12 protein-coding genes are annotated in these 14558 nt (G+C 74.2%); 3 read left to right on the forward strand and 9 right to left on the reverse strand.

The window, feature by feature from the left end; genetic code table 11:
• Positions 1-114: 114 nt before the first annotated feature.
• From ACZ47G_RS03485 to ACZ47G_RS03515, 7 genes are all read right to left on the reverse strand, one after another.
• On the reverse strand, positions 115-891 hold the full coding sequence (locus ACZ47G_RS03485; RefSeq protein WP_465739750.1) for a MerR family transcriptional regulator: 777 nt from the start codon (positions 889-891) through the stop codon (positions 115-117).
• 103 nt (positions 892-994) lie between these two features.
• Positions 995-2221 (reverse strand): hypothetical protein, encoded by a 1227-nt coding sequence (locus ACZ47G_RS03490; RefSeq protein ID WP_465739751.1) that lies wholly within the window; start codon positions 2219-2221, stop codon positions 995-997.
• A 148-nt stretch (positions 2222-2369) separates the two neighbouring features.
• On the reverse strand, positions 2370-3509 hold the full coding sequence (locus ACZ47G_RS03495; RefSeq protein WP_465739753.1) for an LPXTG cell wall anchor domain-containing protein: 1140 nt from the start codon (positions 3507-3509) through the stop codon (positions 2370-2372).
• 435 nt (positions 3510-3944) lie between these two features.
• The gene (locus ACZ47G_RS03500; RefSeq protein WP_465739754.1) at positions 3945-4523 is read right to left on the reverse strand and encodes a flavodoxin family protein; all 579 of its coding nucleotides are present in this window, start codon (positions 4521-4523) and stop codon (positions 3945-3947) included.
• A gap of 194 nt (positions 4524-4717) precedes the next feature.
• Positions 4718-5614: an NAD(P)-dependent oxidoreductase gene (locus tag ACZ47G_RS03505; protein ID WP_465739755.1), complete on the reverse strand. Its 897-nt coding sequence runs from the start codon at positions 5612-5614 to the stop codon at positions 4718-4720.
• Positions 5615-5803: 189 nt separating this feature from the next.
• Positions 5804-6226: a YunG family protein gene (locus ACZ47G_RS03510; protein ID WP_465739756.1), complete on the reverse strand. Its 423-nt coding sequence runs from the start codon at positions 6224-6226 to the stop codon at positions 5804-5806.
• A gap of 239 nt (positions 6227-6465) precedes the next feature.
• Positions 6466-7026: a GlcG/HbpS family heme-binding protein gene (locus tag ACZ47G_RS03515; RefSeq protein ID WP_465739757.1), complete on the reverse strand. Its 561-nt coding sequence runs from the start codon at positions 7024-7026 to the stop codon at positions 6466-6468.
• 356 nt (positions 7027-7382) lie between these two features.
• Between ACZ47G_RS03515 and ACZ47G_RS03520 the strand changes: the two genes are divergently transcribed.
• Positions 7383-8627 carry a sensor histidine kinase gene (locus ACZ47G_RS03520; RefSeq protein ID WP_465739759.1) on the forward strand — a complete coding sequence of 415 codons (1245 nt, stop codon included), beginning with the start codon at positions 7383-7385 and terminating at the stop codon, positions 8625-8627.
• Positions 8624-9256, forward strand: a complete 633-nt coding sequence (locus ACZ47G_RS03525; RefSeq protein ID WP_465739760.1) for a response regulator — start codon at positions 8624-8626, stop codon at positions 9254-9256. Before ACZ47G_RS03520 ends, ACZ47G_RS03525 begins: the two co-directional genes overlap by 4 nt.
• Positions 9257-9807: 551 nt before the next feature.
• On the opposite strand, the gene ACZ47G_RS03530 is transcribed toward ACZ47G_RS03525, so the two are convergent.
• Positions 9808-10389, reverse strand: a complete 582-nt coding sequence (locus ACZ47G_RS03530; protein ID WP_465739761.1) for a hypothetical protein — start codon at positions 10387-10389, stop codon at positions 9808-9810.
• A 385-nt stretch (positions 10390-10774) separates the two neighbouring features.
• On the opposite strand from ACZ47G_RS03530, the gene ACZ47G_RS03535 reads away from it, so the two are divergent.
• Positions 10775-12463: a hypothetical protein gene (locus ACZ47G_RS03535; protein WP_465739762.1), complete on the forward strand. Its 1689-nt coding sequence runs from the start codon at positions 10775-10777 to the stop codon at positions 12461-12463.
• Here the strand turns inward: ACZ47G_RS03535 and ACZ47G_RS03540 are convergent.
• The gene (locus ACZ47G_RS03540; protein WP_465739763.1) at positions 12414-14534 is read right to left on the reverse strand and encodes a tetratricopeptide repeat protein; all 2121 of its coding nucleotides are present in this window, start codon (positions 14532-14534) and stop codon (positions 12414-12416) included. The genes ACZ47G_RS03535 and ACZ47G_RS03540 overlap by 50 nt on opposite strands.
• Positions 14535-14558 lie beyond the last annotated feature (24 nt).

Raw genomic sequence — 14558 nt, forward strand, 5'->3', positions numbered from 1 at the left:
CGACGGTGCGGTGCCGCTACGGGCTCTCGCGCCGGGTGGGTGCGGTGCCGCTACGCGTTCCCGCGCCGGGTGGGTGCGGTGCCGCTACGCGTTCCCGCGAATGGTGCGGTGCCGCTACGCGTTCTCGCGCCGGTCGGCGTTGGCGACGATGGCGTCGTGCAGCCACTGCGCCAGGCCGGGGGCGAGCTCCTCGTAGGTGGTGGTCCAGCGCGGGTCCTCGACGTACAGGCAGGCCAGCCCGCGGTGGATGGTGAACGTGCAGTCGTAGAAGTTCCGGCAGATGTGCTGCCGGTGCGCCTCGGCGAGGTCCATGGCGACCGTGCCGTCGGCGGGCTCGCCGGCGGTGACGGCCGCGGCCAGGCGGGTGTTGAGCTCGGTCATCTCGCCCTGGATCCGCTGCCAGTCGGCCTTGCCGTAGCCGCCGGTGCGGCGCTGGGACTCGGCCCAGGCCTCGGTGTTGCCCCAGCGCTGCTCGGCTTCCTGCTCCCACTCCTCGCGGTAGCCCTCGCCGAAGATCTCGAACTTCTCCTCCGGGGTCAGCTGAATGCCCATCCTGCGTGCCTCCATGGCGTGTTCGACGGCTGTGGCGAGTTCCTGGAGGTGACTGATCCGGTCGGTCAGCAAGCGGTGCTGCCGCCGGAGGTGCTCGGTCGGGCTGACCGATTCGTCGTCCAGGATCGCCGCGATCTCCTCCAGGGGGAATCCGAGCTCGCGGTAGAACAGGATCTGCTGCAGCCGGTCGAGGTCGGCGTCCACGTACCGGCGGTAGCCGGCCCGGGTGCGGCCCGCGGGGGACAGCAGACCGATCTCGTCGTAGTGGTGCAGGGTGCGGACGGTCACCTTGGCGATCTTCGCCACGGCGCCGACCGGGTAGCCCTCGTCCTGGTTCATCCGGAACTCCTCCCTGGTGCTGACCACCAGCCTCGGCTCTCACGCCGCGTGAGGGTCAAGCCGTACCGGCGGGAAGCGGGAGACCTGCCGCGCGGCCGGGGGCTCAGGCGTCGACCAGCTCCCGCTCGCGCCGCCGGGCCGCCCTGCGGCGCCCCTCACCACCGCCCCGGGCCGACGGCCGGGGCCGACGGGTCTTCTGGGTGGGCCAGAGCAGCACGTACGCGGCGGAGACCACCACGAAGGCGAGCCGGACGAAGCCGCGGGCCGAGTCGGACGGCAGCAACAGCGTGCCGCCGTACAGCGCGGCCAGCGCGATCCAGCTCCACCAGGGGACCAGCCGCTTCTGCCCGACCGCGTCCCAGAGCAGGGTGCCGAGCAGGATCGAGGCCGTGTAGTACGTGTAGACGCTCGGGTCGAGCAGGATCCGGGCGTCCGCGCCGAGCAGCACGACGGCCGGCCAGCGGCCGCGCCAGACGGCCACGCAGCCGAGGCCGATGCCGAGCGCGAACTGGGTCGGGCGGTCCCACCAGGGGGTGGCCGGGTCGGTGACCCCGAACCAGCGCAGCGCGGAGGCGGGCTGGTTCGGAATGGTGAACTTGGCCGCCGCCATGGTGTCCAGGTTGCCCAGGTAGAACGGCAGCCAGGCGATCGCGACCAGCAGGCAGAACCACAGCGCGGTGCGCAGCCAGGCGGGCCTGGGCAGGGCCAGGAGCAGCGGGGCGAAGGCGATCGCCCAGGGCTTGGAATCCACCGCCAGGGCCAGGAAGACCGCGACCTGGACGGGCTTGCCGCGGGCCAGCGCGTGCGCGGCCAGGGTGGTGAAGAACAGCGCGAGGACGTCGTCCAGGTGCGCGAAGCGGACCGACACCTCGACCCACATCGGGATGAACGCCAGCCCGGCGATCAGCAGCCGCTGCTGGAGCCGGCGGTGGTTGATGCCGGTGCCGAGGTAGTACAGGGCGGCGGTGCGGCCGATCAGCACCAGCATCACCAGACCGAGCCCGGCGCTCGCCGCCTCCGCGACCAGCTCCCCGACGTGCGGCGAGAACGGGGCGGTGAGCCGGGCGGCGGCCAGGCTGACCGGGCCGATCTGCAGCTCGGGGTGGTGGGCGTAGAGCGAGAGGCCGCCGTCGGGCTGGCTGCTGAACAGCAGCTGCTCGCCCTGGCGCAGGTAGTGCCAGGAGAAGCCTCCGCTGGGCTCCACCAGGAAGAACCAGAGCACCGTCCACGCCGTCAGCAGCACGTGGTGCCGACGAAGCGGAAGGCCCGCGATCCGACCGGTCGCGGACTCGTAATCGGTGGTGGTCCGTGCCGTGCGTTCTCCCCGCACCTGTACCTCTCCCCGCCGTTCCGCCCCCTCCGGCCGGACATCCTATGTGACGGACGAGACCGGCCCGTGCCGCCCGGAGGTCCGTCCCAGGGGACGGCCGGGCGGCACGGGGAGCGCTCGGGAGGAGCGCCCGGGGGTCAGACCCGGGTCAGCTCTGCTGGCCCGACTTGCGGCGACGCAGCACCACGAGGGTGCCGATGCCGGCGACCAGGACGGCGCCACCGGCGGCCGCGATCGCGGTGGTGTCGTCACCGCCACCGGTGGTGGCGAGGGTCTTGTCCGCGCTGTCGGCGGCGGTCTTGGCCTTGGTGACGCCGGCCGGGGTGATCTTCGGCGGGGTGACCTTCGGGACGTCCACCGGGAAGTCGATCGGCTGCTGGACGTCGGTGCTGCTGCCGGACGGGGCCGGGGCGGTGGCCGCGCCGGAGCCGGAGTCGGTCGGGGAGCCGGACGGCGAGGCGGTGCCGGGGGCCGGGGTCGTCGGCGCCGGGGTGGTCGGGGCCGGGGTGGTCGGCACGGTGGTGGGGGTCCCCGTCGCGGTGGACGTGGACGTGGGCGTGGGGGACGCGGTGGCGGTCGGGCTCGGCTTGCCGGTCTTGGTCGGGGTGGGGGTCGGGCTGGGCTTGCCCCCGCCGCCGGCCTTGATGGTGAAGCCGGCGCCCTTGATCCCGTCGCAGCTGAAGTGGCCGTTGTCGGACTCGTCGTCGGCGTTGGCCGAGAAGACCACCGGCACGACTCCGGCCTTGCCCAGCGGGGTGTCCTTGGTGAAGGAGACCCGGACGTCGATGTCGATCCGCTTGCCCGGGGCGAGGTAGAGCAGCGCGTCGTCGGCGGGGCCGCCGTCGTTCACGCCGCCGAGCAGCATCAGCACGGCGCTGTCGTCGCCGTCACCGCCGCCGGGCGCGATCGAGCCGGTCCGCCAGGTGCCGCCGCCGGGCAGGCCGGCCGGCAGCTGGTACTCGACCTTGAGGTCCTTCGCCTTGAGCGTGCCGGCCTTGTTCTTGAACTTCAGCAGCGGGAAGGCGACGAAGTCGTTCTTGGTCGAGTTCTGGATCCGGTAGGAGAAGACGCGGGCGTCACCGCCGGCGACGAAGGTGTCCGGGACGCCCCGCACCGAGAGGTCGAGGCTCTGGTGCTTCGCCTGCTCGGCCTGGGCGGCGGCGGACGGGGAGGCGGCGGACGGGGCGCCGGTGGAGCCGACGGCCATGGCGCCCTGGGCGCCGGTGAGCACCAGCGAGGAGGTGAGCGCGGCGACGCCGGCCAGGGCAAGACTGCGACGTATGGACAAGAAGACCTCACGGAAGTGTCCGGGCGAGGCCCGGGGCGCGAGGGGCGGCCGTGGACGCCGCGAACCCCCGCGAAGCTGAAAGTCCGACGGAGAGTACCGAACGATCCAGCCACTCCGGAAGGCAGGTGCCGGGTTGTGGCGTACAGACAGGGCGGGCGCGCCCGAATCGCCCAACTCCGTCCCGTGGTAGGGCCTTTGCGCCGTGTCGGAGATGACCGCAGGGTGACGGGTACACGTCCGGGAGGACGGTACCGGATGGCTCCGGGTGGCCGGAATGCGTCGGTGGGCCGGCGCGGGGTGAGCCGACCCGGCGGGCCGGTCGGGTCGGCTCGGTCCGACCGGGGCGGGGTCGGGGCGGGTCGGGGCGGCCGACCCGGCGGGCCGACCCGGTCAGCCCGATCGACCCGGTCAGCCCGATCGGCCCGGTCAGCCCGGTCAGCCCGCGAAGAAGGACTTGGCCTCGATCAGCGCCTGCTCGTCGCGCAGGACGTCCCCCGGGCGGGTGCCGTTGCCGATCAGCGCGCCGCCCCAGCGCATCCCCATGTACTCGGCGACCAGCTTCAGCGTGCCGAGCAGCGGCTCGGCCTTGTCCGCCGAGCCGGCCAGGACGGTCACGTCCCACAGCGTGTGCCCGCTCATTCCGGCGCGGAAGTCCACCCCGGCGACCCGGAACCAGGCCGACCAGTAGTCGAGGTAGAGCTTGGCGCTGGTCGGCATCGTGTACCAGTACAGCGGCGCGACGAAGACCAGGTCGGTGGCCGCCAGGGTGGCCTCCAGCAGGGTCCGCTCGTGGCCGACCGGCTCCGGGTAGCGGCCGTCACCGGTGTGTCGCAGGTCCTGGAAGGGCGGCAGCGGGTGGTCGTCGAGCCGCAGCCAGCGCTGCTCCGCGCCTTCGGGCAGGCTCGACTCGGCGGCCAGTCGGGCGAGTTGTTCGGTGTTGCCACCGACGCGCGAGCTGGCGTCGAGGAACAGGAAACGGCGTGGCGTCTCGGCGCCGGACGACTGGTCGGTCATCGGTACTCCCCCGGTCGGGTGCTGCGGACAGAGGTGCGAGCACCCGCCGCGCGCCGGGTATTCCGCGCCCGCGCCCGACCAGAGGTCGTACGCGCCGGTCCGGGTTCGGGCCGGTCAGGGTTCGGGCCGGTCAGAGTTCGGGCCGGTCAGAGTTCCGGCCGGTCAGGAGGACAGCCGCTTCGGGATCCGGCCGGTCAGGAGGACGGCCGCTCCGGCAGTCCGGCCCGGCGGCGGGCGACCTCGGCGACGGCGGCCCAGTCCTTGTCTCCGTCGCCGTGCGCCAGCGCGTCCAGGAAGGCGTCCCGGAGGATGCCGCCGAACGGCAGCGGGACATGGCGCGCGGCCCCGGCGTCCAGGGCCAGGCCGACGTCCTTGAGGCCGAGCGGCAGCCGGAACCCGGCCGGCTCGTAGCGCCGTTCGGCCACCATCGAGCCGTAGCCGGAGTAGACCGGCCCGGGGAAGAGCGTGCCGCTGAGCATCTCCACCAGGTCGGTGGGCCGTACGCCGTGGGACTCGGCCAGGCTGCACGCCTCGGCCATCGACTCGATCGCGCAGGCCAGCAGGAAGTTGGTGCTGATCTTGGCGGTGTTGGCCTGCCGGGGGCGGTCACCGAAGTGCCACGTGCGGTCGCCCATCGCGGCGAACAGCGGCTCGGCCCGGTCCAGCAGCTCGGGCGCGCCCGCGACCAGGATGTTGAGCTTCCCCGCCGCCGCGACCGGCGGCCGGCCGAGGACGGGCGCGGCAACGTAGCCGATGCCGTGCTCGACGTGCAGCTCCTCGGCACGCTCGGCCAGCGCGAGCGAGATGGTGGCCATGTTGACGTGCAGGGTCGCCTTCGCACCCGCCAGCAGCTCCGGGTCCAGCAACACCCGTTCGACCGCCTGGTCGTTGGCCAGCATGGAGACCACCGTGTCGGCGGCGAACACCTCGGCGAGCGAAGCCGCCGCCTCGGCGCCCTGGGCCACCAGGGCGGCCACCGGCTCCGGCGAGCGGTTCCAGACCCGTACGGCGTGGCCGGCCCGCAGCAGGCTGCCGGCCATGCCCTGCCCCATCGCACCCAGCCCCACGAAACCGACCGTCGACCCGCTCATCCGCGCACTCCCGTCGCCGCAGCCATCCGTACGTACGTTGGTTCGTTCGGGCCGACTGTACGTCAGGGGAGGCTTGGGGCCGGGAGCGCGCTGCGGCCGCTTCCGACCTGCGGACGGGGCCGGGCTGCGGGCGGTCCGGGCTGCGGGCTGCGGGCGGTCCAGGCTGCGGGCTGCGGGCGGTCCGGCGGTCTAGGCGACCCGGGCCGGGCGGCGGATCCGGCTCGCGGCGGCCCCGCGCTCCAGCTCGGTGACCACCCGGTGGCGGAGCAGCTCGTACTGGGCCTGGAGCCGGCCGGGGCGGGCCGGGCGGGCGACCGGGCGGCCGGGGCCGACCAGCTCCCTCGGGCCGAACTGCTCACGGGTGAGGTCGATCTCGAAGCCGGTGGCGAAGCGGTTCCACCAGTGGAGGTCCGTCCGGACCCCGTCGACGTGGACCTCGCCCATCATCAGCTCGCCGCCGAGCAGGTCGTGCACCACCATGGCCGTCACGCCGCACTGGCCGCGGGCGGGATTGTCGGGACGCCAGTGGGCCAGGTCCTCGGGCGCACAGGTGTCCAGACCCCAGGAGGAGCGGATCGCACGTTCGATGTCGTTGAGGGTCCACGCCGTCATACCGGGAAGCCTGCCACGCGGCACTGACAACGACACCGGCTTTTCAAAGGGTCATCGCTTGTTCTGCGGCGACCCTCCCCTTGTTCACCCGAACGAGGACACCGTGGGCCGTCGGCCCGGGGGCACAGCCGCTGGTGGGGACGGGAGTTCGCCCGAGGACGGCCGGACGGCGCGTCCGGCCGGTCGGCCCGCGGGCGGGAGTTCGAGGACCCGCCCCAGGGCCGACCGGCCGGGGCGCGTCACTTCGCCAGTGCGGCGACGCCGGCCTGCGCGAACTGCTCGTCCAGGTCGCCGCTGGGCGCGCCCGCCACGCCGATCGCCGCCACCGGGGCGCCCTTGGACTGCACCGGGGCGCCGCCGGCCAGGAACAGCGTGCCAGGGATGTCCTTCAGGTTCGGGGCCTGGGCCAGCCGCTTGGCCAGCTCCGAGGTCGGGGCGTTCCAGGAGACCGCCGTGAAGGCCTTGCGCTCGGCCGACTCCGGGGCCTGCGGGCCGGCGCCGTCGCCCTTGAGCAGGACGCGCGTGACGCCGTCCCGGTCGACCACGGCGACCGAGACGTGCTGGCCGGCCTTGGTCGCCGCGTCCAGGGCGGCCTGGGCGGCGCGGGTGGCGGCGTCGATGGTCAGGCCGGTGCTCTGGGCGAGGTCCTTGTTCTGCGTGTCGGCCTTCACCGCGGTCGGCGCGGCCGGGGTCTCGGCGCTCTCGGCACTGGCCGAGACGGCGCCCACGCCGGCGGCGGCGAGCGCGGCGACGGCGACGGTGCCGGTCAGCACCCGGGTGCGCACGGAGGTCTTCTTCATGGTCCAGCTCCTCAACTCAACGGGATCGCGGGGTTCGCGGGGTTCTGCGGCGCTCTTCAGGGCTCTGGGCGGTTCTGCGGGGTTCGCGGGGCCCGCAGCGGTCCGGGGCCGGGCGGCGGGGGGACCGCCCGGCTCTGCTTCGATCCTCCGGCCGGACCGGGGCGCGCGGCATCGACGGTCCGGTGCGACCGTCCGGGCATGATGGGGGACGCCGCCGTCAACCGATCGGCTGATGCGGGACCGGGCCGGACGGGTCACCATCGAGGGATCGGCGCAGGTCAGTGAGCCGATCGCGGCCGGCCCCGCCGAGCGGCCGACCGAGCACCGTGCCGAGCCCGTAGCGCCAGGAGCCACCCGTGCAGCAGCCCCGTCCGTCCACCGGCCGGCCCCTGGGCGGGCGCGACGCCGGGGACCCGGACGCCGGCCGGCTGGCGCTGCTGCTGGACTCCGCCTTCCTGCTGCTGCTCGCCGCGGCACTCAGCCGCTACCTCACCCACCACGGCGGCAGCCCCGGGATCCCCTGGGTGATCGGGCTGAGCGCCGTGCTGGCCGTCGCCCAGCCGGCTGCCTCCTGGCTCGACCACCGCCGCCCGGCCGCCCCGGGCCGTCCGCGCCGGTGGCCGCTGGCGCTGGTGGTCGCGCTCTGGGTGGTGCTGGTGGTGCTAGCGCCGAGTTTCGCCTGGTGCGCCGTCCCGCTGATCTACACCGCGCTGCGGGCGCTGCCCGCCGGGGCGGCGATCCCGCTGGTGGCGGCCCTGACGCTGCTGGTGGTGATCGCCGAGATCCGGCTGCCCGGCGGCGCGGACGCCACCCTCGTCCTGCTGCCGCCCGCGGTGGCCGCGCTGGCCACCGGGGTCTTCCTGTTCATGGCCCGGCAGGCCGCCCGGCAGCGGGCGCTGATCGCCGACCTGGTCCACACCCGGCGCGAACTCGCCGCCACCGAACGGCGGGAGGGCACCCTCGCCGAGCGCGAGCGGCTGGCGATGGAGATCCACGACACCTTGGCGCAGGGGCTGTCCAGCCAGCAGATGCTGCTGCAGGCCGCCGACCGCACCTGGGAGACCGACCCGGCGACCGCCCGTACCCACGTCCGCACCGCCGCCGAGGTCGCCGCCCGCAACCTCGCCGAGGCCCGCCGTTTCGTCCATGACCTCGCCCCGACCGAGCTGGCCGACGGCGGCACCCTGGAGCGGGCGTTGCGGGCGCTGGCCGAGCGGGAGTCCGCCGAGAGCGGGCTGCCGGTCCGCTTCCACCTGGACGGCACGCCCGTCCCGCTGCCCGCGGCCGCGCGGTCGGCGCTGCTGCGGATCGCCCAGGGCGCGCTGGCCAACGTCCGGGAGCACGCCGGGGCCTCGGCGGCCGCGATCACGCTGTCCTTCCTGGGCGACCAAGCCGTCCTGGACATCGCCGACGACGGGCAGGGCTTCGACCCGGACGCGGGCGAACGGCGTACCGCCGGCGGCGCCCGCGGGTACGGGCTGTCCGCCATGCGCGCCCGGCTGCGGCAGCTGGGTGGCACGCTGACCGTGGAGAGCACCCCCGGCGAGGGCACCGTCGTCTCCGCCGCGATCCCCCTGGAGCACCGATCGGAGCACCGATGAACGCGATCCCCGTCCGGTTGCTGGTCTGCGACGACCACGCGGTGGTCCGGGCGGGCCTGTTGGCGCTGCTCGCCAGCGCGGGCGACATCGAGGTGGTCGGCGAGGCGAGCACCGGGGAGGAGGCGGTCGCGCTGGCCGCCAAGCTGGTGCCGCAGGTCGTGCTGATGGACCTCCAGCTCGGCGACGGCATCGACGGCGTGGAGGCCACCCGGCGGATCACCGCCGCCCCGGGCGGCCCGCACGTCCTGGTGCTCACCACCTACGACACCGACGCCGACATCACCCGGGCCATCGCCGCGGGCGCCACCGGCTACCTGCTGAAGGCCGAACGGCCGGAGGAGCTGTTCGCCGCCGTCCACGCGGCCGCGCAGGGCCGGACGGTGCTCTCGCCGCCGGTCGCCTCCCGGGTGATGGCGCAGATGCGGGCGCCCTCGCCGCAGCTCACCGAGCGGGAGCAGGACATCCTCGAACAGCTGGCGCAGGGGCTGGGCAACCGGGAGATCGCCCGGGCTCTGTTCATCAGCGAGGCGACGGTGAAGACCCACCTGGGGCGGATCTACGACAAGTTGGGCGTGGACACCCGGGCGGGCGCGGTAGCGGTGGCCAAGGAGCGCCGACTGCTGCGCTGAGCGCTGAGCGCGCCCTCCGGAACGGCCCCCGGCCGGAACCGGGCCCCTCCGGACCAGTCACCATCCGGAATTGACGGATCCGTCACTGCGCTGGGCACTCGCGCGGTGTCACTCCGTGCTGTCATCATGCATGGAATGTCGGATTCCAGGTCGGGCGTCCCTCGTGCCCGGCGCGTGCGGTACGACCGCAGGCCATCCTGACGAACCCACAACTGCCTGGTGGGACGCCCATCACACCGGCCCGACCGGATCGTCATGATTGTGGATTTTTCGTGGATCCCACTATTGACAAACCAACCACGCGGTTTGTTAGCGTGAGATCAACGACGTCCCCGGGGGGTGGGGGCTCGCCGGGGTCTGTGCGGACGCTCTCGCCGGAGGGTGGTGCCAGGGGGGACGGCGGGGCTGCCGGAGGGTGTCGGGGGGAGCGGCAGCGCCGAAGCCGCGCGACGAGGCGGCGTGGAGCGGGTCCGGGGGGACTCGCTCCACGCCTCCCCCGGAACCGTCCCCCTCCCGGAACCGCTCCCCTCCCGGAACCGCTCCCCTCCCGGTCAGACCAGCGCGCTCCAGTAGGCGCAGTGCACATGGGGCAGCGGCGCCGGGTCGGGCTCGCCGGCCCCCGGCAGCCGGGGGATCCGCTCCGAACAGGCCACCCCGAGCAGACTCGCGGTCAGCCGGATGTCACCGAACTCACCGAAGCACAGCACCAGCTGAGAACCCTCCGGCGTGGTGGCGGCCACCCCGGGGCGGTCCTGCCCGGCGTTCAGCGAGGTGATCGTCCACCCGCGCCGCCGCCACTGCCGCTCCACCACGTCCGCCAACTCCCGCCGCCGGCCCGGTGATACGACGGTGAGCAGGTCCCGCCCCCGGGTGACGTACCAGAGCACCTCGGGCCCGCGCCGCCCCGGGGCGGACAGCCGCATCCCGGCCCGCGGCACCGTCTCCTGCCAGACCGGGGCCGGCCGGACGGCGTCCATGGTGTCCTGGAGCAGGGTCTCGCAGTGCTCCGCCGCGTCGAGTTGACCGACCGTCACATCCGGGGCCAGCACCGGCCACCAGTCCGGCGCGACCGACGCGCCGCCGCGAAAGCCGTCCGGGCATCCGAGGTTCAGTTCGGCACCACCTGACTGCACAGGGCCCTCCGTACTCCTCCCGGTGTTCAACCCGGGCAGGCATTCCGTCACTGCTTGGACGGTGGCCGGGCACCGACAGTTCCGCAAGTGGCCGACCCAGGATTGCACTGCACGGTGCAGTGAAATCTGTGCTCTGCACCGTGCCGCCTCCTTCTCCTGTCGCCGGGGCCCGCCAAGGCCCGCCGAGGCCTCACCCGCGACGCGGTACGTTGGCACCTCCGACGACAAGATCGGACCGGGCGGCCACAAGGTCCCGAAACGGAAGGGCTGGGATCGTCACGTGGCCGAGGACCTGAAGCACTGGGTTCGCGTACCGGTGGGGCCCGATGCGGCCCGATGGGCCACCCGCGGACAGTGCCGACGAGTCCTGCTGGTCATCCACAACGTGACCGCGGCGACGCGGCTGCTCGATGTGCTGCCGCTGTTCCGTGACGATCTGCGCATCCAGGTGTTGGCCACCTGCACCGGGTCGTCCCCCTTCCAGTCCGGCGTAACGAAGTTGCTCGCGGAGACCGGCGTTCCGGTCCTGCCCTGGGAGCAAGCGCTCCTGACCCCGGTGGACCTGGCCGTATCGGCCAGCTTCGGCGGTCAACTCGCCGACATCAAAGGCAAGTTGACAGTTCTCTCACATGGAGTCGGATACAATAAGAAGCTGACCACGCCGGACGCCGGACGCCGGACGCCGGACGCCGGACGCCGGACGCCGGACGCCGGACGCCGGACGCCGGACGCCGTGTTCGGGCTCGGCCCCGAGTGGCTCCTCTCCCCCGAAGGCACCCCGATCGCGGATGCCATGGTCTTCTCCCACCCCGAGCAGATCAGCCGGCTCGCCGAGACCTGCCCCGAGGCCGTCCCGACCGCCGTACTGGCCGGCGACCCGTGCTTCGACCGCATCCTCGCCGCCCGGCACCACCGCGAGCGGTACCGACGGGCCCTGGGGGTGCGTCCCGGGCAGCGCCTCGTCCTGCTCAACTCCACCTGGAATCCGACTTCGCTCTTCGGTGACGCCGGCCCGGAGGACGTCCTCCCGCTCCTGCTGCCCCGGCTGACCTCCGAACTCCCCGTCGACGAGTACCGGTTGGCCGCCGTCCTGCACCCGAACATCTGGCACGGCCACGGGCCCGGCCAGGTCCGCCTCTGGCTGGACCGGGCCCGGCGAGCCGGCCTCGCCCTCGTCGACCCGCTCGACGGCTGGCGCCAGACCCTGATCGCCGCGGACGTGGTCCTGGGCGACTTCGGTTCGGTCAGCTACTACGCGGCCGCCTGCGGCACCCCCGTACTGCTGGGCGCCGCCGGCCTGGAGGCCCTCGGGGCGTCGTCGCCCGTCGCGGCGTTCGCCCGGTCGGCGCCCCGCCTCGATCCGTACGGCGCGCTGCGGCCCCAGTTGGAGAAGCTGCTGGCCGAACACCGCCCCCTCGACGGGCCGGCCGAGCTGACCACCTCGGTGCCGGGGCGTTCGGCGGCGCTGCTGCGCGCCCTCTTCTACCGGCTGATCGGCATCGCCGAGCCGGCCGCCCCGGCGCTCCTCGACCCGCTGCCGCTGCCGCCGTACGAGCCGCCGTCGCGCACCGCACCGCTGCGCGTCCTCACCCACACCGGCGCGGACGGCACCGTCGCCCTCCAACGCTTCGCCGAGCCGCGGTACGAACCCGACGCCGTCGAGGGCGCGGGCCACCTCGCCGTCCACGAGGACACCCTCGATCCCGGCGTACTGGAGATCGCCGACCTCGTCCTCCGGTACGGCGAGGCGGACGACCACCGGCTCGGCCCTCCCCAGGCGTGGGCGGCCGAGGTCCTGGACCGCTACCGCTCCGCCTCGCTCGCCGCCTACGTCACCGGCCCCGGCGAGTGCAGCGTGCTGCACCGCAGCGGACTGCGGTTCGAGCTGACGACCGACAGCCCCGGAGACCCCGCCGCGCACGCTTCGGCACTGCTCGCCCGGCTGCACGACAGCCCGGAGGTGGCGAGGCTGGTGGCAACCGGCCTGACCGTCGAGACCGGCGGCCGGGTGGAGCGGGTGCGGGTCAGTCTCCTTCCGGACGACACCGGTCCCGCAGGGCGGCCAGGTAGTTGAGGTGGATGGTGGCGTTCTCCTGGCTCAGCAGGGCGGTGGCCTCGTCGATCAGGGGCAGCGCCGCAGTGCGCTCAGCCGTGTCGAGGTGGAGTTCGGCGAGGTCCGTCAGCACTCGGGCGGTGTTGTAGCGCTCGCCGGTGCCCCGGAAGAACTCCCGTGCGGCGCCCAGTCGTTGCTCCGCCTCGTCGAACCGGCCGAGACCTCGTAGCGCCCGCCCCCGGTGCCGCTCCAACAGCGCGCGGGCCCGCGGCACATCAGCGGCGCCCTCCTCCGCCGGACCGATCCCGTCGAGCAGACCGTCGGCCTCCTCGAAGCACTCCAGGGCGGGCCGGAAGCGCCACTGGCGCAGCCGCAGCAGCCCCAGCGACTCGATCGCCGTCGCACGACCGCGCGCGTGGCCCGCCCGGGCCTCGTCGTCCGCGGCCGCCGACAGCTCGCGCTCGGCCTCCTCGTCAAGCCGCAGTTCCATGAGCGCGAAGGCCAGTTGGGTGTGCATCCGGCCCGCGACCCGAGTGCCCGGGCAGTGCCGTTCGGCGGTACGGGCCCCAGCCCGCAGCGCGGGCAGCAGGGCGTCGTGACAACCCGCCTTGAGCTGGACGGCCCAGAGCGCCTCGACGGACTGGCACACGGTGTCGAACCAGCCGAACTCCTCGGCGGCGAGCACGGATTCCACCAGGTTGCCCACCTCCGCCACCAGCGCGGCCACCGCGGCGCCCTCGTCCTCGTACGGACCCGGTCCGAGCTCGGCGTAGAGCGGGCCGAGGTGCCAACGCTCCTTCAGCGCCGCGTAGTCCGCCCGGACGGCGAGCCGCAGGTACCAGTCCACCGCCCGGGCCACCGCCGCGGCGCACGCTGCCAGACCGTCCTCGCGGGTGGCCGCCTCCTCGGCGTGGGAACGCAGCGCCGGGCGGTACCGGTAGCGGCCGTCGTCCGTGCTCTCCAACAGCTGGAGCTCGGCCAGTTCGGCCAGCGCCCGCTCGGCCTCCGCCGGTGGGACGTCCGCCGTCGCCGCCACCGCGGCCGCGTCGAGGGACGGCCAGGGCCGCAGCGACCCCAGCCGGTAGATCCTGGCCGTCTCGGGCTCGAGCCGGCGATAGGCCTCCTCGGCCGCCGCCCGCACCGGGGGCAGCCGGTTCTCCGCCCCGCCGCCGGGCGGGACCGTCGTGAGGTACGGGGCCATGGCCCGGAGCGCGAACGGGGAGCCCGCGCACTGCTCCAGCACCGAGGGGAGTGCGGCACGGGCCGCCGTCATGGCCGGGCGCCCCGCGAGCTCGGCCAGCAGCCGCTTGGAGTCCTTGACGGACAACGGACCGACCGGGATGGTGACCGCGTCGAGACCGGTCAGCGGGCGACGGGCGACGATCACGGTGAACACCCCGGGCGCCGCCGTGATCAGCGGCCGGACCTGGGCCGCCGACTGCGCGTGGTCGAGCACGACCAGCAGCCGCCGACCCGCGAGCACCGAGCGGTAGAGGTCGATGCGGTCCTCCACGGAGGGCGGAACGTACTCCGCCGGCACCCCCAGGCGCAGCAGGAAGTGCCGCAGGACCGTCGCGGCGGTCGGGGCGGTGCTCGCCGATCCGCCCCGCAGATCCGTGTACAGGGTTCCGTCCGGGAACCGGCGGGCTTCGCGACCGCCCCAGTGGAAGGCGAGGGCGCTGGTGCCGATCCCCTCCGGGCCGTGCAGCACGGCCACCTTCGGAAGACCGTCGGGCTTGCGGTCGGCCTCGCGGTCCAGCAGCGCCAACGGGCCCTTCCGGTCGGTGAAGAAGCGGGCCGAGGCCGGGAGCAACCGCGGCACCCCGTGCGCCACCGCTCCACCGGCGCCCTTCCCGCTCATCACGGCGGCGAGCGCCCTGGCCTGCTCCGGGCTGCGGAGCGCCTCCGCCACCAGCAGCTCCGCCACCGACTCCCGGTCGGCCTGGCCGACCGGGGCCGGTACCTCCCGCCCCACCGCCCGGGCCACCAGCCCGCCGACCGTCTCCCAGGCCCGCTTCCCCGCCTCGTTGGCCATCCCCGCGCCGGCCGCGCCCAGGAAAGCCGTCACCGCCGACAACGACAGCGGATCCACCCCACCCACCCCCGGTCCTTCGTG

The sequence above is a fragment of the Kitasatospora sp. NPDC030952 genome (assembly GCF_055571335.1).

Coding starts and splice junctions, on each gene's coding strand:
- ACZ47G_RS03485 (WP_465739750.1), bottom strand. CDS start 891: ATGAACCAGGACGAGGGCTACCCGGTCGGCGCCGTGGCGAAGATCGCC.
- ACZ47G_RS03500 (WP_465739754.1), bottom strand. CDS start 4,523: ATGACCGACCAGTCGTCCGGCGCCGAGACGCCACGCCGTTTCCTGTTC.
- ACZ47G_RS03505 (WP_465739755.1), bottom strand. CDS start 5,614: ATGAGCGGGTCGACGGTCGGTTTCGTGGGGCTGGGTGCGATGGGGCAG.
- ACZ47G_RS03510 (WP_465739756.1), bottom strand. CDS start 6,226: ATGACGGCGTGGACCCTCAACGACATCGAACGTGCGATCCGCTCCTCC.
- ACZ47G_RS03515 (WP_465739757.1), bottom strand. CDS start 7,026: ATGAAGAAGACCTCCGTGCGCACCCGGGTGCTGACCGGCACCGTCGCC.
- ACZ47G_RS03525 (WP_465739760.1), top strand. CDS start 8,624: ATGAACGCGATCCCCGTCCGGTTGCTGGTCTGCGACGACCACGCGGTG.